General features: G+C 64.4%; 18 protein-coding genes. 5 read left to right on the top strand and 13 right to left on the bottom strand.

Features of this window, described 5'->3' with window-relative positions; genetic code table 11:
• Positions 1 to 64 precede the first annotated feature (64 nt).
• The 5 genes from AC3FLX_RS16980 to AC3FLX_RS16960 form a co-directional block, all read right to left on the bottom strand.
• Entirely contained in the window at positions 65 to 670 is a 606-nt protein-coding gene (locus AC3FLX_RS16980; RefSeq protein ID WP_488698433.1) for a TetR/AcrR family transcriptional regulator, read from the bottom strand.
• 237 nt (positions 671 to 907) lie between these two features.
• Positions 908 to 1,567 carry a copper resistance protein CopQ gene (locus AC3FLX_RS16975; RefSeq protein ID WP_488698432.1) on the bottom strand — a complete coding sequence of 220 codons (660 nt, stop codon included), beginning with the start codon at positions 1,565 to 1,567 and terminating at the stop codon, positions 908 to 910.
• Complete coding sequence (locus AC3FLX_RS16970) at positions 1,564 to 1,779, bottom strand: hypothetical protein (RefSeq protein ID WP_488698430.1); 216 nt, start codon at positions 1,777 to 1,779, stop codon at positions 1,564 to 1,566. Before AC3FLX_RS16970 ends, AC3FLX_RS16975 begins: the two co-directional genes overlap by 4 nt.
• 183 nt (positions 1,780 to 1,962) lie before the next feature.
• On the bottom strand, positions 1,963 to 2,658 hold the full coding sequence (locus AC3FLX_RS16965) for a fumarylacetoacetate hydrolase family protein (RefSeq protein ID WP_488698428.1): 696 nt from the start codon (positions 2,656 to 2,658) through the stop codon (positions 1,963 to 1,965).
• Positions 2,659 to 2,704: 46 nt separating this feature from the next.
• Positions 2,705 to 3,127 carry a VOC family protein gene (locus AC3FLX_RS16960; RefSeq protein ID WP_488698426.1) on the bottom strand — a complete coding sequence of 141 codons (423 nt, stop codon included), beginning with the start codon at positions 3,125 to 3,127 and terminating at the stop codon, positions 2,705 to 2,707.
• Between the two features lie 141 nt (positions 3,128 to 3,268).
• On the opposite strand from AC3FLX_RS16960, the gene AC3FLX_RS16955 reads away from it, so the two are divergent.
• Complete coding sequence (locus AC3FLX_RS16955; protein ID WP_488698424.1) at positions 3,269 to 4,138, top strand: LysR family transcriptional regulator; 870 nt, start codon at positions 3,269 to 3,271, stop codon at positions 4,136 to 4,138.
• 16 nt (positions 4,139 to 4,154) lie between these two features.
• On the opposite strand, the gene AC3FLX_RS16950 is transcribed toward AC3FLX_RS16955, so the two are convergent.
• Positions 4,155 to 5,459 carry an MFS transporter gene (locus AC3FLX_RS16950; protein ID WP_488698422.1) on the bottom strand — a complete coding sequence of 435 codons (1,305 nt, stop codon included), beginning with the start codon at positions 5,457 to 5,459 and terminating at the stop codon, positions 4,155 to 4,157.
• 51 nt (positions 5,460 to 5,510) lie between these two features.
• On the bottom strand, positions 5,511 to 6,122 hold the full coding sequence (locus tag AC3FLX_RS16945) for a TetR/AcrR family transcriptional regulator (protein ID WP_488698420.1): 612 nt from the start codon (positions 6,120 to 6,122) through the stop codon (positions 5,511 to 5,513).
• Positions 6,123 to 6,283: 161 nt separating this feature from the next.
• Between AC3FLX_RS16945 and AC3FLX_RS16940 the strand changes: the two genes are divergently transcribed.
• Together AC3FLX_RS16940 and AC3FLX_RS16935 are read left to right on the top strand one after the other, a co-directional pair.
• On the top strand, positions 6,284 to 7,048 hold the full coding sequence (locus tag AC3FLX_RS16940; RefSeq protein WP_488698418.1) for an SDR family NAD(P)-dependent oxidoreductase: 765 nt from the start codon (positions 6,284 to 6,286) through the stop codon (positions 7,046 to 7,048).
• Between the two features lie 241 nt (positions 7,049 to 7,289).
• Entirely contained in the window at positions 7,290 to 9,233 is a 1,944-nt protein-coding gene (locus AC3FLX_RS16935; RefSeq protein WP_488698416.1) for a methyl-accepting chemotaxis protein, read from the top strand.
• A gap of 74 nt (positions 9,234 to 9,307) precedes the next feature.
• Here the strand turns inward: AC3FLX_RS16935 and AC3FLX_RS16930 are convergent, their stop codons facing one another.
• From AC3FLX_RS16930 to AC3FLX_RS16910, 5 genes are all read right to left on the bottom strand, one after another.
• A complete protein-coding gene (locus tag AC3FLX_RS16930) occupies positions 9,308 to 10,519 on the bottom strand; it encodes a BON domain-containing protein (RefSeq protein ID WP_488698414.1) in 1,212 nt (403 codons plus the stop codon).
• Positions 10,520 to 10,748: 229 nt separating this feature from the next.
• Positions 10,749 to 11,120, bottom strand: coding sequence for a hypothetical protein (locus AC3FLX_RS16925; protein ID WP_488698412.1), 372 nt, complete (start codon positions 11,118 to 11,120; stop codon positions 10,749 to 10,751).
• 206 nt (positions 11,121 to 11,326) lie between these two features.
• Positions 11,327 to 11,728, bottom strand: coding sequence for a cupin domain-containing protein (locus AC3FLX_RS16920; RefSeq protein WP_488698411.1), 402 nt, complete (start codon positions 11,726 to 11,728; stop codon positions 11,327 to 11,329).
• Positions 11,729 to 11,803: 75 nt separating this feature from the next.
• On the bottom strand, positions 11,804 to 12,643 hold the full coding sequence (locus AC3FLX_RS16915) for an AraC family transcriptional regulator (protein WP_488698409.1): 840 nt from the start codon (positions 12,641 to 12,643) through the stop codon (positions 11,804 to 11,806).
• Positions 12,627 to 13,583, bottom strand: coding sequence for a patatin-like phospholipase family protein (locus AC3FLX_RS16910; RefSeq protein WP_488698408.1), 957 nt, complete (start codon positions 13,581 to 13,583; stop codon positions 12,627 to 12,629). The genes AC3FLX_RS16915 and AC3FLX_RS16910 overlap by 17 nt, the downstream gene beginning before the upstream one ends.
• A 245-nt stretch (positions 13,584 to 13,828) precedes the next feature.
• Between AC3FLX_RS16910 and AC3FLX_RS16905 the strand changes: the two genes are divergently transcribed.
• Positions 13,829 to 14,578: an AAA family ATPase gene (locus AC3FLX_RS16905; RefSeq protein ID WP_488698406.1), complete on the top strand. Its 750-nt coding sequence runs from the start codon at positions 13,829 to 13,831 to the stop codon at positions 14,576 to 14,578.
• A 58-nt stretch (positions 14,579 to 14,636) separates the two neighbouring features.
• Here AC3FLX_RS16905 and scpC read toward each other — a convergent pair whose 3' ends face one another.
• Positions 14,637 to 16,163, bottom strand: a complete 1,527-nt coding sequence (scpC, locus tag AC3FLX_RS16900) for a succinyl-CoA:acetate CoA-transferase ScpC (RefSeq protein WP_488698404.1) — start codon at positions 16,161 to 16,163, stop codon at positions 14,637 to 14,639.
• Between the two features lie 393 nt (positions 16,164 to 16,556).
• Between scpC and AC3FLX_RS16895 the strand changes: the two genes are divergently transcribed.
• The gene (locus AC3FLX_RS16895; RefSeq protein ID WP_488698698.1) at positions 16,557 to 18,311 is read left to right on the top strand and encodes an FAD-dependent oxidoreductase; all 1,755 of its coding nucleotides are present in this window, start codon (positions 16,557 to 16,559) and stop codon (positions 18,309 to 18,311) included.
• The last annotated feature ends 38 nt before the right edge of the window (positions 18,312 to 18,349 follow it).

Genomic DNA, 18,349 nt, shown 5'->3' with positions numbered 1-18,349 from the left:
ACGCCCGCCAGGAGAGCAGGGCGGCGGGCGTCGGGCGCCTGAACCGGGGCGCCCAGAAAATCGTTCACGCGGCTACCGGTTCGTGATGGGGCACCACGCACAGCGAACCACGCACCGCGCCGAGCAGCATGTCTGCCGCGGCATCGAGCCGGTCACTGGAGCCGGACATCCGCGCGGTGATGATGCCGTTCTGGATCGCGCCATACAGCACCTTGGCCAGCACCTGCGGCGGCACCGGATATGGCCGGCCGCTCTCGATCTCGGTACGGCGCAGCAGGTTGGCGATCCAGGTTTCGTTGGCCTGGAAATGCTCCTGCAGGTATTTGCGGATCGTATCGGGCAGTGCCATCACCTCGGCCGACAGCATGCCGGCCAGGCAAATCTGATTCAGCTCGATGTCGTTGCGCAGCGGCCCCACATATCGTTCCGCCTGTTCAAGCAGCGGCAGCGAGGTGTCGATGGCAGCCAGGCGAGCCTGCGAGCGTTCACGGTAGAGGCGCACTACTTCCAGCACCAGGTCATCCTTGGCCGGAAAGTAATAGTGGATGCTCGATGTCTTTACGCCGACCAGCTCCGCGAGATCGCGATAGCTGAAACCGTTGTAGCCCCGTTGCCGGATCAGCACGGAGGCGTGCTCGAGCAGTTGATCACGTACGGAATGCGTTTTCATGGCAATTGACCGCGCCCGTCGAGGCTGCGGACCCTCCAGTTGTTCACTCGTCTTTCTGATCGCCCTCAGATTGACAGCGACTGCGCAACCAGCGAGAGGACTGCGCCGCTGGTGAGGCAAAGTACCACCCAGCCGCCCAGGATCAGGGCTGTATCACGCAAGGTCATGATCTAACTCCAGGTATTCGGTGCGGTTGCGACCCGTTACTGCAACTCGGGCCGCAACCGCTGCGGGGGCTCAGGCCAGCGCGCCGTCGGTGAACACGTCGAAGCTACGCGACGGTTGGGCCGATACGCCGGTGCGGTCCAGTCCGGCGACGGTGTGGGCACCGCCGCTGTACGGGTCGAACGGGGCAGCCTTGGCACCGTCAAGGTACGGGTCTACCGTGCGAGCCGGGCTGGCCGATACACCCTTCAGGTCCAGACCTGCCACGGTGCGGGCACCGTCGGTGTACGGGTCGGTCTTGCCAACTCGCGCACCTTCGGTGAAGACGTCACGGCTGCCGATGCTGGCAACCAGGCCGTCGCGGTTCGTTACGCGGGCACCGTCGGTGAAGGCATCGCGCTTGCCGATACCGGCAACCAGACCGTCGCGGTTCGTTACGCGGGCACCGTCGGTGAAGGCATCGCGCTTGCCGATGCCGGCAACCAGACCGTCACGGTTCGTTACGCGGGCACCATCGGTGAAGGCGTCGCGGTTACCGATGCGGGCACCTTCGCTGAACGAGTCGAACTTGCCTTGGCGTGCGCCGTCGGTAAAGGCGCTGCGCTGGTCTTGCACGCGGTAGCTGTAACCGTAGACTTCGCCAGTCTTCTGAGCGGCGGGGGCGGCCTGGGCTGCGCCAGCAACGAAAGCGGCTGCAAGGGCGGCGGCGGTAACGATGGTCTTGGCGTTCATGATGCTCTCCTTTTCAGAGCCGGCGATCTCGGTTCGTGTGGATCGCTGGCCGATGTCTGTGCTGCGATGTAGCGGTCTTTTTTCTTGCTGCTATCTACTGCTAGATAGATTCGCTGGGTTAAAAAAAAGACCGCTTCCGGTACTGACAAACAACCTTTGTTGCTTGGCTTCTGCGCTGCTGCTTCAGTTGCTACCGGCATCGCGTCGTCCATGTGTCAAATATTATCTACTACTAGATAGATAAGCAAGGAGAATTTGAAGAAATTCCGATGGACGGGGTGGAGCGATCGCTCAAATGGCGCCGGAAGTCCATAGTAATTCGTTGAATATAAAAGAAAAAAGGCGCTGGCAATCCTTCTGGGATGCCAACGCCTTGGTACTTGCGGAGCGATGTCTTAGCGCTTGCCGATCGTGAAAGCGATCTCGCCGACACCTTCCACACCTGCGGTGACGGCATCGCCAGGGTTCAGCGCGCCGACGCCAGCCGGCGTGCCCGTGAAGATCAGGTCACCGGGCTGCAGCGTCATGGACTCGGAGATATAGGCGATGACATCGGCCACGGGCCAGATCAGCTCGGTAAGGTCGCCTTGCTGGCGCGTTTCGCCGTTGACCTTGAGCCAGATGGCACCCTGCGACGGATGACCGATCGCGGAGGCCGGCTGCAGCGGACCGCACGGACCCGATGCATCGAACGACTTCGACCAGTCCCAGGGGCGGCTCATCTTCTTGGCCACGTCCTGCAGGTCACGGCGCGTCAGGTCCACGCCCACGCCATAGCCCCAGACCAGGTCCAGCGCCTGGGCGGGTTTGACGTTCGCGCCAGCCTTGCCGATGGCGACCACGAGTTCGATCTCGTGGTGCAGGTTCTCGGTCAGCGGCGGATAGGGCACCGTGCCTTCGGCCGCAACGACGGCGTCGGCGGGCTTGGTGAAGAAGAACGGCGGCTCGCGGTCAGGGTCCTTGCCCATTTCGCGCGCATGCGCGGCATAGTTGCGGCCCACGCAGAACACGCGGCGGATCGGAAAGCGGGCCTGGCTGCCGGCAACGGCTACGCTGGGCTGGAGCGCGGGTTGGATCACGAATTCGGTCATGTCTCGCTCGGTTTCTCTCTGTGTCTCTATATCGGTGGGTGGTTTCTTACTTGGCAAAAACCTGGCTCAGGTCGCCGAACGCCTTGAATTCCAGCGCATTGCCCGACGGATCGAGGAAGAACATCGTGGCCTGCTCGCCAACCTGGCCCTTGAAGCGTACGTGCGGCTCGATCACGAATTTCGTGCCCGCGGCGCGCAGCTTTTCGGACAGCCGCTCCCACTCGTCCATCGGCAGGATCGCGCCAAAGTGGCGTACCGGCACATCGTCACCGTCAACGGCGCTGGTGGAGCGATGGCCGCACTCGTCGGGCGACAGGTGCGCAACAACTTGATGGCCGTAGAAATTGAAATCCACCCAGGCGTCCGAGCTGCGGCCCTCGGGGCATCCGAGCAGATCGCCATAGAACTGGCGCGCGGTAGCTAGATCGTGGACGGGAAAGGCAAGGTGAAACAGGGGAATGGCGCTCATGGCTTGGGTTTGCGGGGTGGTTGTCAGCGTGTGTCGTTGATTGTAATCAGCAGAACTCGTAATATGAAACGAATCATTTTTTGTCTGAGTATCGAAATTTTCGATGCGTGAGCCACCACTCCTTGTTTCCGGGGCCGTCCCTTGCTGCGCTATTTCAAGACTTTCCTGGTGGCCGCCGAAACCGGCTCGTTTTCAGCGGCGGGTACGCGACTCGGGCTGACCCAGTCGGCCGTCAGCACCCAGATCCGCCGCCTTGAAGAAGATCTGGGCTGCTCGCTGTTCGACCGATCCGGCAAGTCGGTGGCGTTGAGCGACGAGGGCCAGCAGATGCTCGGGGACGCCGCGCGCATCGTCGCGCTCTATGAATCGATGAAGGGCGCGCGTGCCCAGCGCGACATGGCGCCGCTGGACCTCGGTGCGGTGTCCACCGCGCAGTCGAGCCTGCTGCCGCGCGCGATGCAGCGCTTTCGCATGGCGCACCCGGACACCCATGTGAACATCGTGCCGGGTATGTCGACGCAGCTACTGACGCAGGTGGATGCACGCGAGCTGGATATCGCCGTGCTGGTGAAACCTCGGCTTGGGATTCCGCCGGAACTGAAATGGGTGCCGCTGGTGCGCGAGCGCTTTGTGGCAGTGGCGCCGACAGGATCGCCGGACAACCTGAAGACGTTGCTGGAGACCGTGCCGTTCATCCGCTACAACCGCCACTCCACGGGCGGCCAGCTGGTGGATCGCTACCTGCGGCGGCACCGCATGTGGGTGCGTGAAGGGATGGAACTCGACGAGCCTGCCGTGATCCTGCAAATGGTGAGCGAGGGGCTTGGCTGCGCGATCATTCCGTCGGTGCTCGTGCCGTTGCGGCAGACCGCGAACATCGTTGAAGTGCCGATGCCGGGCCAGCCGCTATATCGGGAGATCGGGGTGCTGGTGCGGCAGTCGGCACTCAAGCGTGCGTCGGCCGCCGCCCTGATCGAAGCATTCGTGGCGACCGCGTCCGACGCGGTCTAGGGTCCATCGCCAGACGTTACGCCTGGGCCGGTTGCGGCGCCATTTGCGGCGACTTGCGCCGCACCATCAGCGCCAGCAGAGCCGCAACCAGGCAGGCGCTGCCCGCAACATAGAGCGCGGGCGAATAGGTCAGCCACAGCGTGCGCGACAGCCCCGCGCCAAATGCGGCCGTTGCCGCGCCGATCTGGTGAGCGGCAAAGATCCAGCCGAACACCATTGGGGCGCGCTCGCGGCCGAACGTGCTACCGGCCAGCTTGATCGTGGGCGGAACGGTGGCAATCCAGTCCAGGCCGTAGAACATGGCGAAGATCGACAGGCCATAGAGCGTGAATTCCGAGTGCGGCAGCCAGAACAGCGACAGCCCGCGCAGCGCGTAGTACCAGAACAGCAGCTTGCGACTGTCGTAGCGGTCCGACAGCCAGCCGGACAGAATCGTGCCGACAAAGTCGAACGCGCCCATCATCGCCAGCGCCGATGCGGCAGGGACGGCGGACATGCCGAAGTCCGCGCACAACGCGATGAAGTGGGTCTGGATCAGACCGTTGGTGGAAAGTCCGCAGATGAAGAACGTCCCGGCCAGAATCCAGAAGGTCTGCGTGCGCGCCGCGTCGCGCAGCACCGCGAACGGGCCGGCCCATGACATCGGTGCGGCAGGCGCAGGCGCGGGCGCGGCGGACGCCGTCGCGGGCACTTCGCCAAACGGCGCCAGGCCGACATCGGACGGGCGGTTGCGCATCAGACCAAGCACGACCACGGCCAGCGTGGCGCACGCGGCCAGCACTGGCAGGACGGCCACGCGCCAGCCCATATGTTCGATCAGCCAGGCCGCCACCGGCAGGAAGGCCAGTTGCCCCGTGGCGGAGCTGGCGGTGAGCAGGCCGATGACCAGCCCGCGCCGCGCGGTGAACCAGCGGTTGGCCACCAGCGCGGCCAGCACCAACGCCGTGAGGCCGGAGCCGACGCCGAGCATCAGGCCCCACGCCAGGAACAGCTGCCAGAGCTGCGTCGATACGGTTGCCAGCGCCATGCCGCCGGAAATCAGCGCCAGCGCCGCGCAGACCACGTTACGCACCCCGAAGCGGTCCATCAGCAGGGCGGAGAACGGGGCCATCAATCCGAACAGCGCAAAGCGGAACGCCAGGATCGACGATACCTGGTCGGTACTCCAGCCCATTTCGGCGGTCAGCGGTTTCAGGAAGGCGCCGGGCAGGCCAAGCGCGGCGGAAGTGGTCAGCATCACGCAGAACGTGATGGCCGCGACGATCCAGGCGTAGTGGACGCCGCGCCGGTCCAGCCGGCTCGATAGGGCTTGCGCAAACATGTGGCTCCGTAAGGGTAGGGGCGGGCAGAGAAGGGGGGGCGTGCCCGCCGGTCAGGCTGTGGTGAAAGTGTCGATATCGAGCAGCGACGCGCGGGCGGCTTCGAGAATCTCGTCGGAGATGGCGTCGCCGGCCGTGGCGCGCGCCAGTGTGATGGCGCCCACCAGCGTTGCCATCTCCAGCAGGGCGGCCCGATGGGCGGCGGTGTCGTCCGCGCTTGCATCGGGCGCGGTGGCTTTCCACGCGGCGAGCAATTGCTTGACGCCATCCAGATACGCCTGGCGTACGGGTTTGCCGGCCGGCTCGCGCGCCACGTCGGTGACCAGGGCCGAAGCCGGGCAGCCGTGGCCGGGCACGTCACGATGCATTTCGTTCAGATAGGACGCTACAAGGCCCTGCCGCGCGGCGCGGCGGTCGCCTCCGGCCTGGGTGATCTTCTGTTCCCAGCGGGCAGCCGAACTGCTGAAGGCCCGCGCGCAGGCCACCGCCGCCAGTTCGTCCTTCGATGCAAAGTGACCATAAAAGCCGCCGTGGGTGAGACCGGCTTCGGCCATGACCTGGGCCACCGAGACGCCGTGCAGCCCGTGCTGACGAAACAGTCTGGCTGACGCTTCTTCAATGGCTGTCCTATGCTGATCGGCGACTGCCCGTGACGCGCGTGCCATCTTTCTTCTCCCTGCTGCAAAAGCATTGAATGCCGAAAATTCGAGCTTGACCGGAGTTTAGATGACATCCATACTTTATTCAATAAATGTTGGTCGTCATCCAAATGGAAGCGATGGCGGTCCGTGTTGAAACCTGTCCCTTGTCCAAAGGAGAATCTGTCATGTTCAAACTGTTCGATATGTCCGGCCGCGTCGCGGTAGTTGCCGGGTCCACCAAGGGCATGGGCCTGGAAATGGCCCGTGCGCTGGGGCAGGCGGGCGCCCGCGTGGTGATCTCCGGCCGTGCGGCCGCGGTGTCCGAGCAAGTGGCGGCCGGGCTGCGGGAGCAGGGCATCGATGCCACCGGCGTCGCCTGCGACATCGTCGACGTCGACAGCGTGCGCGCCTTTGCCGCGCAGGTACTGGAAAAGTTCGGCCGCGTGGACGCGCTGGTGCTGAACGCGGCGGGCAGTACCGCAGTGGGGTCGATGCTGGGGCAGGGCCCTGAGCAGTTCGATGAAGTGATGGCCGGCAACGTGCGCGGCAACTTGGTACTGGTCAACGCGCTGGCGCCGCAGATGATTGAGCGCAAGGATGGCTCCATCACGTTCATGTCCAGCATCGCCGCGCGCCGTGGTTCGCCCATGCTGGCGCTGTACAGCATTTCGAAGGGCGCCACGGACCTGGCGATGCGCAACCTGGCGCAGACGCTTGGCCCGTACAACATTAACGTGAACAGCATCAACCCAGGTCCGGTACGCACCGACTTCTCGCGCGACGCGCTGTGGGGCGACCCCGAGCGCGAGAAGGCACTGTCCGCCGCCATCCCGATGCGCCGCATCGCGGAGGCGAGCGATGTGGCAGGGCTGGCCGTGCTGCTGGCATCGCCGGCGGGCCGCTATATCTCTGGACAGACCATCGGTCTGGATGGCGGCGCCACGGCCTGACATGGCGGCATAGCGCCGCATCGGAAACACACCGCCGCACACCGCGCCAACGTGCGGCCGGCTGCACAAGAAAGTGCAGTTTGGCCGCGCGTTTTTTGTGCGCGCGGCACCGGTGTCGTGCGCGGATTGCACTGCGTTTGTGCGGCATCAAAGAACGCTGGAAATAGCGGGAAAAACGGCTTCATTTCCTGGGATCGGCGCCGTTACAGCGGGCAATGAGACCCTCGATACAAGGAGCATCGTGACCGCTTTTTTGACTCCCGCCGTTCGGCTGATGGCACGCCTGACCATCACCCGCAAACTGGTGCTGTTGTCCGTGCTCTTCCTGATCCCGCTGTGCGGGGCGTTGTTTGCCGTGCTGAACCAGTCGGTCCAGTCGATACGGGACACGCAGGATGAACAACGCGGGCTGAAGCTCGCCGGATACGCGCTGGACTTCATGCGCGAATCGCAGGTGCGCCGTGGTGCCGCCAATGGCTTGCTGCTGGGCAATGCCAGTTTCCGGCCCACTTTCGATGCCGCCGATGGCAAAGCCGCACAGCATCTGTCGGCCCTGCTCAGTGAATCCGCCGCGATCACGACGTTCGACGTGGTGCCCGAGGCAAAGAAGCTTGACGAAGCCTGGCAGCAGATCCGCAGGCTTGGCCTCGACACACCTGCGGCGCCGCTGTTCGAGCGCCACACGGCACTGGTGAAGCAGACGCGGCTGTTTATCGGCGAGGTGGCCGATCGTTCGTCGCTTGTGCTCGATCCTGAAGCCAGCTCGTACTATCTGATCAACCTGATGGTGGGGCCGATGCCCAAACTTGCCGAAGTGAGCGCGCTGGCGCGGGGCCGGGGCGCCGGCATCATCGCGCAAGGCGGCTATTCCGATGCCGCGCAGCAGGCCGATCTGGCCGCGCTGGCGGACCAGATCCAGGACGGACTGGAAACCGTGCGCCGCGATATGGCCCGCGTGGAGCAGGCAGCGCCGCAGTATCGGGACCGCGTGGCGGCCGCGACGAAGCAACTGGCGGCCGTCGACAATTTCTATCGCACGCTGAAGGTCAGCATGCTTAGGTCCGCCGGCATCACGATCGAGGCCAAGGCGTACTTTGCGGAAGGCACGGCCGCCATCGATGCCGTGTCGGCGGTGAGCCGGGAGTTCACGGCGCTGGCGGGCACCATGCTGGCGCAGCGCGTCGGCAAGGAGCAGCGCAAGCTCGTCGTGCTGGTGGTGCTTGCGCTGGCCACCGTCGGCGGCGCGCTCTACCTGTTTGCGGGTTTCAGCCGCGGCATGCGTGACGATGTACAGGATGTGGCCGAACTGGTCGAACGCATCAATGGCGGGGATCTCGGCGTACGGATCGAAGCGCGCGGCCGTGATGAGCTGAGCGACGTCAAGCGCCACCTGATGACGCTGGTGGACGCATGGCGCGACGTCATCGGCAGCACGCGGGACAGCGCCCAGAATGTGCTGGTCGCGGCGGGGCAGATTGCGCAAGGCAATGCCGATCTGTCGCAGCGCACCGAGGCGCAGGCATCTTCGCTGGAGCAGACTGCGGCAAGCATGGAGGAACTGACCTCGATCGTGCAGCAGAACGCTGGCAACGCCAGCCAGGCAAGCACGCTGGCCGCCGAAGCCGCGGGGATTGCCGTGGCGGGTGGCGAGTCGGTGGTGCGTATGCGCCAGACGATGAGCGAGATCGAGGCCGATTCCCGCCGTATCGTCGACATCATTGCGGTGATCGACAGCATTGCCTTCCAGACCAATATCCTGGCGCTCAATGCGTCCGTCGAGGCCGCGCGCGCCGGCGAGATGGGGCGAGGGTTCGCCGTGGTGGCTGGCGAGGTTCGCACGCTCGCACAACGCGCCGCCAATTCGGCGAAGGAGATTCGTACCGTGATCTCGCAATCGACCGGACGCGTGGCAAGTGGCACGGCGCTGGCCAACGACACCGCAACGACGATGGGCGAGGTGGTGAGCGCTGTGCAGCGTGTGACCGAAATGATGGACGAGATCAGCCGTGCGTCGCACGAACAGAGCGGCGGCATTGCACAGGTGAACCAGGCCGTTACGCAAATGGATCAGGTCACGCAGCAGAACGCGGCGCTGGTGGAAGAGGCTGCCGCCGCGGCGCGCGCACTGCAGGAACAGGCGGAGCGGATGGAGCAGACGGTCAGCGTATTCCGTCTGGCCGCATGAAAAAGATGTGCCCGCTGTCAGGCGGGCACCAAGTCCCAATCGGTCCGTAGCGTTACCGGGAGGGCGCCTGGCTGCTACCAGCCATTGGCGCCACCCGCGCCGGTCACCGCGGAGTCAACGTCCTGCCGCTGCACGCGGATATTGTTTTCGACTTCGGTCACGCCGAACGTGTTGTCGGCAAGATCCTCGATGTCGTACTTCTGTCCGCGCGTGCGCACGGTGCCGCCAAGCGTGACCTTGCCGTTGTCGACGTCCACGGATACTTCGCGGACATCGATGCCGGTCGTGAACGCCAGCCGTTCGCAGATCTCGTCGCGGATGCGCTCGTCCGTGCGCGTATAGCCGCGCGGGCCGGAGCGCTTTTCCATCGATCCGGGGCCAAACCAGTCGCTCATGGCCTGGCCGATGCGATGGCCGAGGTTGTAGAGCGGACCATGCTCGTCCTCCCGATAATCGCGGTCGCTGTCACGTTCGCGGTCGTCGCCGCGCCAGGTATCGCCCGATGACGACCCACGGCGCGTTGGCGCGTAGCCGAGTTCTTCGTCATAGCCGCGCGAGCCAAGGTAGTCGTGCCCATAGCGTTGTGCGTGGTACGGCGGACGGCTTTCGCCCCATTCGTCGTCCGGCTCGGTCCAGTAGCGCGTATCGCTGCGCAGATCGTTGAAGTAGGCCGTATGCCTGCCGTGCTGGCTGCGATAGGGCGGGGCGCGTCGATCCGCTTCGCGCAGCCATTCCTGATCCGCATTGCCAAAGCCGCGCCGCTGCCTATAGCCAGGGTCGGGATATCGGCCAGGCTCGCGCTCGTCCCGGCGCTCTCGACGGCCGCCATAGTCGCCACCGTAGTTGCCGAACTCGCCTTGGCGACGGCGCACGCCATAGTCGGTGCGGCGGCGTTCATCGCCCATGTCGCCGTAGTCGCCATAGTCACTGGCATATTGCCGGCTCTTGTGCTGCTCCCTGAGCCGCCATGCCTCTTCTTCCTCGGGGGACGTGCCGTAGCCGCCGTTCAATCCGTAGCGCAGATCGCTACCTTGATCGTCTGCGTCGCCTGTGCCGCGGTATCCCGAAGGCGCGGGGCCGCCTTCGCTGAGTTGGCCCGGGGTCATCCGCTGGCGTCGGCGTGCGTCGTCCCAGCTATCGTCGAACGATTCGGGCTGCCAGTCTTCGTCAGACCAGCGTGAGCCGCGCCCGTCGTCCCAGGGGTCACCCAGGTCGTCGTCGCGTCGGCTTTCATCGGCCCGCCAGGGGGTATTCCGGCGATAACGCTCGCTGTGATAGTCACCCATGTTGCGCTCCTGAAAGTGATGGATTACCAGGCGGGTGAGGCAGCATGCACGTGTCAACACATGCAAACTCGCCGCACATCGTCGCTGGTCATTTCAGGAATGGGGCAATTTTCGTACCGCGGACGCCAGGCCTTGTGTGGACTGGCATGGCGGTGTGCCGCGCCGGCCGGGCGCCATGCAAGCGTTGCGCCGCTGCATGTAAAGACTGCACGCCGCGCCACTGACAGGGTTACTGCGCGTTCACTCGGCGGATATTCGCGGGCGCCGGCGTGACGGTCGAAGGGTTCGAAGCCGGCGCGCTGGGGGCGGGCGATGGAGCGGAACGGACGGCGCGTGGCTCGCGGATGGCGGCAATGCCTTCGACGGCGTTGAACAGCTGGCTGTTCGCATAATCAACGGCGACGGCCTCCAGGAATCCCGGTGCCGCGTTTGGGGCGGGCGCCGTCGGCAATGCCTTGTCGGCGTGCGCGGCAGTCTGGAAGCAAAGCAGCAACACCCGCAACAGCAGGATGAAGCCGCGAAGGCGATAGCGGATGATGCGGGCTTGGCTTGGGCGAGGCGGCGCAACAACGCCTGGCCGCAACTGGGGCGGAATCAACATGGCAGTTCTCCGGGGGGAGCCGTGGGCTCCGGATCAGGGTCGTGCGCGGCGCCGCGCTCTATCCGTCTGATTGCAGAGAACATGCCATCGTTAAATACCGCCGATGGGCGCGGTTTTTATCACTTTTGGCGGGGAAAACACGGTGTTGGACGATGATTCGCCCAACACCGGCCGCAAAATGGTTGGGCGTAAGCCAACAGCTTGCGTCAGATCCAGAGATCGTTCTGCGCGGTCCGGTCGCCGCCCTCGTCACCGGTATTGACCACGCCGCGCGGCTCGATCAGCAGCATGTGAACTTCACCTTGTGCCGACGGCTTGTGCTCGACGCCTTTCGGCACGACGTACATTTCACCGGCACCCACCATGACGTGGCCATCCCGAAAATCAATGCGCAACTGCCCATCGATCACAAGGAAAGTCTCGTCGGTGTCGGCGTGCTGGTGCCAGATGAAGTCACCTTCGATCCGGACTATCTTGAACTGGTAGTCGTTCATCTCGGCAATCACGCGCGGTTGCCATTGGTCCGAGAACAGACTCAGTTTCTGGGCGAAGTTGATCGGGTGATAGGACTTTGGCGCGGCGGGCGATGGGCTCGGGGAGTGACTCATGACGGCTCCTGGATGTGGATGGACGCAACCAGTCTGCACGGCCCGGCGCGCCGCCGTCTTGCACGATCGTGCAGGTCAACCGGACGTACCGCGCAATGCCCGTAGCCAGCGGCCCGGTGAATGGCCAAAGGCGCGCGTGAAGTGCCGTGTCATGTGGCTCTGGTCGGAGAAGCCCGCCCAGACCGAGGCATCGGCCAGCGATTGGCCCGCTGAGGCCAGCCGCCGCACGGTGTCCAGTCTGCGCATGACCAGGTAGCGATGGGGACTGGTGCCATACAGCACCCGAAAATCGCGCGACAAGCTCCAGCGGTCGCGGCCGCTGGCCTGCTCCAGTTCCTCCAGGGTCACGGTGCGATCTAGATTGTCGAGCAGGCAGGTACGGGCGATCTCGGCAGCGCGGTAGTCGACGGCCTGACGTCCGCGCGGTACCCCTGCGGCGGCGGCCAGTGCGTGGGAGAGATCGAAAATGGCATCGTCCTCCTCCAGCGGATCGAGCGCATGGTCCATTGCATCGAGCAGCACGCCAGACGCGGCAAACAGCCGGATATCGCTGGTGCGGCCCCCGGCAATGAACGGCAGCGGTCTGCCGCCCAGCACCCGCTGCACCAGCGACGGTTCGATATAGAGCATCCGGTAGTGGAAGCCTGCGTCCGTGCCGGCGTGCCCATCGTGCGGCTCGTCCGGATGAAGCACGATGGTTCCGCCGGGCGTGCTATGGGTCATGCCACGGCGATACGAAAAGCTCTGCACGCCGGATAGCGTGCGGCCAATCGCATATGTGTCGTGGCGGTGCATGTCATAGCCGTGGCCGCCGAAAAACGCCTCGATGCGTTCCATGCTCCGCGCGGAGGCGTCGCGCTGGACCCAATCCCGCTTGCCAGGTAAATCCGCGCCCATGTCAGTGGACGTTGCCATGCGTGGTCGAGTGATCGTGCGAATGGTGCGAGTGGGTGGCGCTGGCAGGCGGCATACCGATATCGGCGCTGCAACTCGGATTCTCGGCGTCGTGATCGTGCGGTTCCAGCGCCCCGGGCACGCGACGGCTGGAAAGCCCGTCCGCGCGCAGCCAGGCCAGCGTGGCCGCCGCGGCACGATCGATCAGTTCGCCACACTGGCTGTAGTCGTACGGGGAGACTTCGAGCGGGCAGAGCGGAGGCACCACGGCGATGTGCGCATGATCTCCCCAGCGTTCCAGGTCATGCACCAGCTGCCGCGCCACCAGCAGTGACAGGGCATTGAACGCGTGCTCGATCGCGCCTTTGGGCGGGCGACGCTCCGCGCATGCAAAGCCCGCCGGCAATACGATGATGCGCGTGGCTCCCAGCCGGATTGCCGTGGACACCGGGGTGTTGTTGGCCACGCCGCCGTCGATCAGCTTGCGGCCGTCGATCTCGACCGGCGGGAAGACGCCCGGAATGGCCGCACTGGCCAGCACGGCCTTGACCATGCTGCCCGACGACAGCAGCACTTCCGCGCCGGTATGCATGTCGGTGGCCACGATGTGCAGGGGCACTTCGGCGTTTTCCACGCGCGCGTCGCCAAAATGGCGATTGAGCAGGCGCTTCAATGCCTGTGATTCCACCAGATGCCCGCGATTGCCCATGATCATGCCGAACATGCTGCGCCATGACCACGGCAACACCTCGGAGCGCGTGATGCTGCGCCACAGGCCTTCGAGCTTGGCTGTACCTTCGGCGTGCGGATTGCTGGCGAAGTAGGCGCCGTTGATGGCACCCGCCGACGCGCCGATCACCAGATCCGCCGAAACGCCCCAGTTCACCAGTTCCCGGAGCATGCCAACTTCGATGGCGCCCAAACTGCCGCCACCAGCAAACACGAATGCAGTCTTTTCCATGTCGTTATGGTTGGGCAGCTTTGCCCGTCAAATCGTCAATGTACTGTCGTGTGGAGAGGATAGGCCACTTCCTGGCCGGCAAAAAGATCAGCGCTCTGAAATTGTCGTCCTGCCGAAAGCGCTCCTTATTGAAGTGCAATTAACCGCCAAGAAGCAGAGGCGCCCGTATATTGTGGCTTGCAGGGGGGTGGTCTGCAGGACGCGAGATGTGTGAGCATTGGGGCCTTCCTGCATCGATTGCCGCCATGCTATCCACCCAGTACGCCAGCCGGGTCACGCTGCTCAGAGACAAGGTGCCCGATTTCGATCGCTATCCATTCGCGCTGCCGGCGATACGCGACTTCGACCATATCGAACTGCATCCGCAGGTGACGTTCTTCGTCGGGGAGAACGGTTCGGGCAAGTCGACGCTGCTTGAAGCCATCGCGGTGGCGCTCGGATTCAATGCTGAAGGGGGCAGCCGGAATTTCAGCTTCTCGACCCGTGCATCGCATTCCGAGCTTCACGAGTACCTGCGCATCGCCAAGGGCATCCGCCGGCCGCGCACGGGATACTTCCTGCGCGCCGAGAGCTTTTTCAACGTGGCAACGGAAATCGAGCGGCTCGACGAGGAGCCAGGGTTCGGTCCGCCCGTGATCGCTTCATACGGTGGCAGGTCACTGCATGAGCAGTCGCACGGAGAAGCCTTCCTGGCCTTGATTACCGAGCGGTTTCAAGGAGAGGGCCTGTATATCCTCGATGAACCGGAAGCGGCGCTGTCGCCCGCAAGGCAACTGGCAGTGATCTCACGTCTGCATGACCTGGTTCGTGATGGGTCGCAATTCCTGATTGCCACCCATTCGCCGATCCTGATGGCCTATCCGCAGGCGTGGATCTACCATTGCTCCGCCAATGGCGTGGTGCGTGTCGCTTATGAAGAGACCGAGCACTACCAGATCACGCGCGATTTTCTCGTGGACCCGGAGCGCATGCTTCGAGTCCTGATGGAGGAGTAGGAGCGAATCCGGAGCGAACGCTCCGGATTGCAGGCGGCGCCGAGTGGCGCCGCGCGTTTCAGGCCGCGAGCGGTTCGTTCGCCGGCTTGCCCACTTGCGTGAGCATCGTGCCGTGGTCGCGATAGTGCACGTGCCACGCGAACGCTTCTTCCAGGACGTGTGGCGTCTGGCCACCGCGCAGGCAGGCCCGGCGATAGTAGTCAAGCAGGCCATCGCGGTAGGCCGGGTCGGCGCAGTTGTTGATGACTTGCAGCGCGCGCTCGCGGGGAGCCAGGCCACGCAAATCCGCCAGGCCGTGTTCGGTCACGAGGATGTCGACGTCGTGCTCGCTGTTGTCGACGTGCGTCACCATCGGGACGATGCTCGAAATCTTGCCGTCCTTGGCCACGGACTTCGTCACGAAGACCGACAGATAAGCATTCCGCGCAAAGTCACCCGAGCCGCCAATGCCGTTCATCATGTGCGTGCCACCCACATGCGTGGAGTTGACGTTGCCATAGATGTCGCACTCGAGCGCCGTGTTGATGGTGATGAGGCCAAGCCGGCGCAGCACTTCGGGGTGGTTGCTGATTTCCTGCGGACGCAGCACGAGCTTGTGCTTGTAGCGCTCGATGTCGTCGAGCACGCGGCGATACACCGGTGCGGACAGTGTCATCGATGCAGCCGAGGCAAAACGCATCTTGCCCGAGTCGAGCAGGGCGATGGTGCTGTCCTGCAACACTTCGGAATACATCGTGAGGTCGTGAAAGGGCGACTCGGACAGGCCGTGCAACACGGCATTCGCGATGGTGCCGATACCGGCCTGCAGCGGTTGTAGCGACGGCGACAGGCGTCCCGCTCGTACCTCGCGCTCCAGCAGCGCGTTCAGGTGGCCGGCGATCTGGTTGGTTTCGGCATCGGGCGGCAGCGCGTTCGACGGACTGTCGTCGCGTTGCGTGATGACGATGGCCGCGATCCGCGCCGGATCGACGGGAATGTACGGCAGCCCGATACGCTGCTCCACGGCAATCAGCGGAATCGGCTGGCGATAGGGCCGCTGCACCGGGAATGCGATGTCGTGCAGGCCTTCCAGCCCAACCGGCATGTTCAGATTCAGTTCGACGATCACCTGCTTTGCCATCTTTGCAAAGCTGGCCGAGTTGCCGACCGAAGTGGTGGGCACGATGCCGCCTGATTCGGTAATGGCCACGGCCTCGATCACCGCCACGTCCACCGGGCCGATCTGGCCGCTGCGCAGCTGCTCGGCGGTCTCTCCCAGATGCTGGTCGATGAACATTACCTCGCCGTCGTTGATCCGGCGGCGCAGCGCGGCATCGGACTGGAACGGCATGCGGCGTGCCAGCACATTACTTTCGGCCAGGATCTTGTCGGTATCGTGTCCCAGCGAGGCGCCGGTAATCAGGGTGATCTGCAGCGGATCGGCGGCAGCCCGGCGCGCCAGTGCGATGGGTACGGCCTTGCAGTCGCCGGCCCGCGTAAATCCGCTCATGCCAACGGTCATGCCGTCCTTGATCAGGGTCGCGGCTTCATCGGCCGACATGATTCTGTCCTGGAGGGCGGCCAGGCGAATACGATCGCGGTACATCTAGTCTCCTTGCTGGGGGCTGTCTGATCTGCCGCCAGGGGCCTCTTGGGTCCGTGACGGACGGTGCGTCTTGGAGGCGCGAAGCACAGTGTAGCCAGCGCTTAATATTCTCACCATGATTTATAGCTCTGGAAGTCAGTCGGTTTTTTCATAGTCATGAAAACGGCATGACAATGTTGTAGCGTGCGCAACCTTACATGGAGGTTTGCCGGCGGCTCATGATCCTGCGCAAGCGCCATGCGCGAGTCGGTTGCGGCAAACTCCGGATGTGTTTCCGCGCGGCTCGGACTACTATTTTTTTTGCAGCGCGGCCAGCAAGTCTGGCCATGCAGTCTTTGATCGATGCATGACAAGCCGGCAACCGGCCGGCAGCTTACGGAAATGGGGGAAAGCATGGAGATGACGCAGGCGACGTCGGAACTTGACGCCAATCCTGACAACGACGACGTCCGGGCCGCGCAGCAGCCGGCGCCCGAACTCGATGCGCCGTTTTCCAATCTGGAAACGCGCCGGCATCAGATGTTTCCTACCCTGACGGCTGCCGAGGTCGCGCGCATCCGGCGTTTTGGCGAAGTACACACGTGGAATGCCGGCGAGCTGGTGTTCCGGGTTGGCGATTCTGGACGCGGCATGCATGTGGTGCTGACGGGGCGCGTCCGTATCGACCGCCGGGATGGTTTTGGCCACAGCACCCCGATCACCGAGGAAGGCCCGGGCCAGTTCCTGGCCGAGGTGGGGCAACTGACCGGCAAGCCCACGCTGGTCGATGCCGTGGCGCTTGAAGATTCCACTATCCTGGTCATTCCGCCGCCGAACTTGCGCGCGTTGCTGGTGGCCGAGGCCGATCTGGGCGAACGCATCATGCGGGCGCTGATCCTGCGCCGGGTGGGGCTGATCGAGCAGGGCGGCGGTCCGGTGCTGGTGGGCAAGGGTACCCAGCCGCTGCTGCTGGCGCTGCAGGCTTTCCTGCGGCGGAACGGACATCCGCACCGGGTTATCGATGTCGAGACGGACACCGATTCCACCTGCCTGCTCGATATCAGCAAGGCGCCGGCGAGCGACTTCCCGATGGTGATCTGCCCCGATGGCAGCGTGCTGCGCGCGCCCGACGAAGGCCAGCTTGCCAGTTGCCTGGGGCTGGTGCCCGAATTCGATCCGGAACACGTATATGACGTGATTGTGGTGGGAGCGGGCCCCGCCGGGCTGGCCACCGCGGTCTATGCCGCGTCCGAAGGACTGTCGGTGGCGGTGCTCGATTGCCGGTCGCCGGGCGGTCAGGCGGGTGCCAGTGCGCGTATCGAGAACTACCTGGGTTTTCCGACCGGCATCTCCGGTCAGGCGCTGGCGGGCCGCGCGTTCGTGCAGGCGCTCAAGTTTGGTGCACACCTGGCCATTCCGCTGGAGGCCAAGGCACTGCATTGCGGGGAAAGCCCGATCCAGCTCGAACTGGCCGACGGACGCCGGATTTGCACCCGCACCGTGGTGATCGCCAGTGGTGCCCAGTACCGCCGCGCCGATATCGACTCGCTCGACAAGTACGAGGGCCGTGGCGTCTATTACTGGGCATCGCCCGTTGAAGCCAAGCTCTGCAAGGATGAGCACGCGATGCTCGTGGGCGGCGGCAATTCGGCGGGCCAGGCGGCCGTGTACCTGGCGTCGCACGCGGCGGAGGTACACATGCTGGTGCGAGGCGAAGGCCTGGAAGCGACGATGTCCCGCTATCTGATCGACCGCCTCAAGAGCCTGCCCAACGTGCATCTGCATACCCATTCGCAGATCACGGCGATGGAGGGAGACGGCTGGCTTTCCACCGTGCGATACAAGGACCGCGCGCAGGGTTCCGAATGCGTGGCGGTGCCGATGCGCCATGTATTCCTGTTCATCGGCGCCGCGCCCAATACCGAATGGCTGCGCTCATGCAACGTGGAAACCGACAACAAGGGCTTTATCCTGACCGGTTACGACGCGCATCACTCATGCACCGAGCGCGCCGACTACACGCTGGAAACCAGCGTGCCCGGCGTGTTCGCGATTGGCGATGTGCGGTCCGGGTCCACGAAGCGCGTGGCCGCGGCCGTGGGGGAGGGCGCGGCGGTCGTCGCGCAGATCCACCATTACCTGGCGGCCCTGCAACATGCCAGCGTATGAGGGATGGAGCCGGTCGCCGATTCGTGAGTTGACGGCAC

The organism is Cupriavidus sp. 291-E7 (assembly GCF_057798835.1).
Note: the sequence above shows the minus strand (reverse complement) of the source record. Positions and strands in the feature narration are given on the sequence as shown.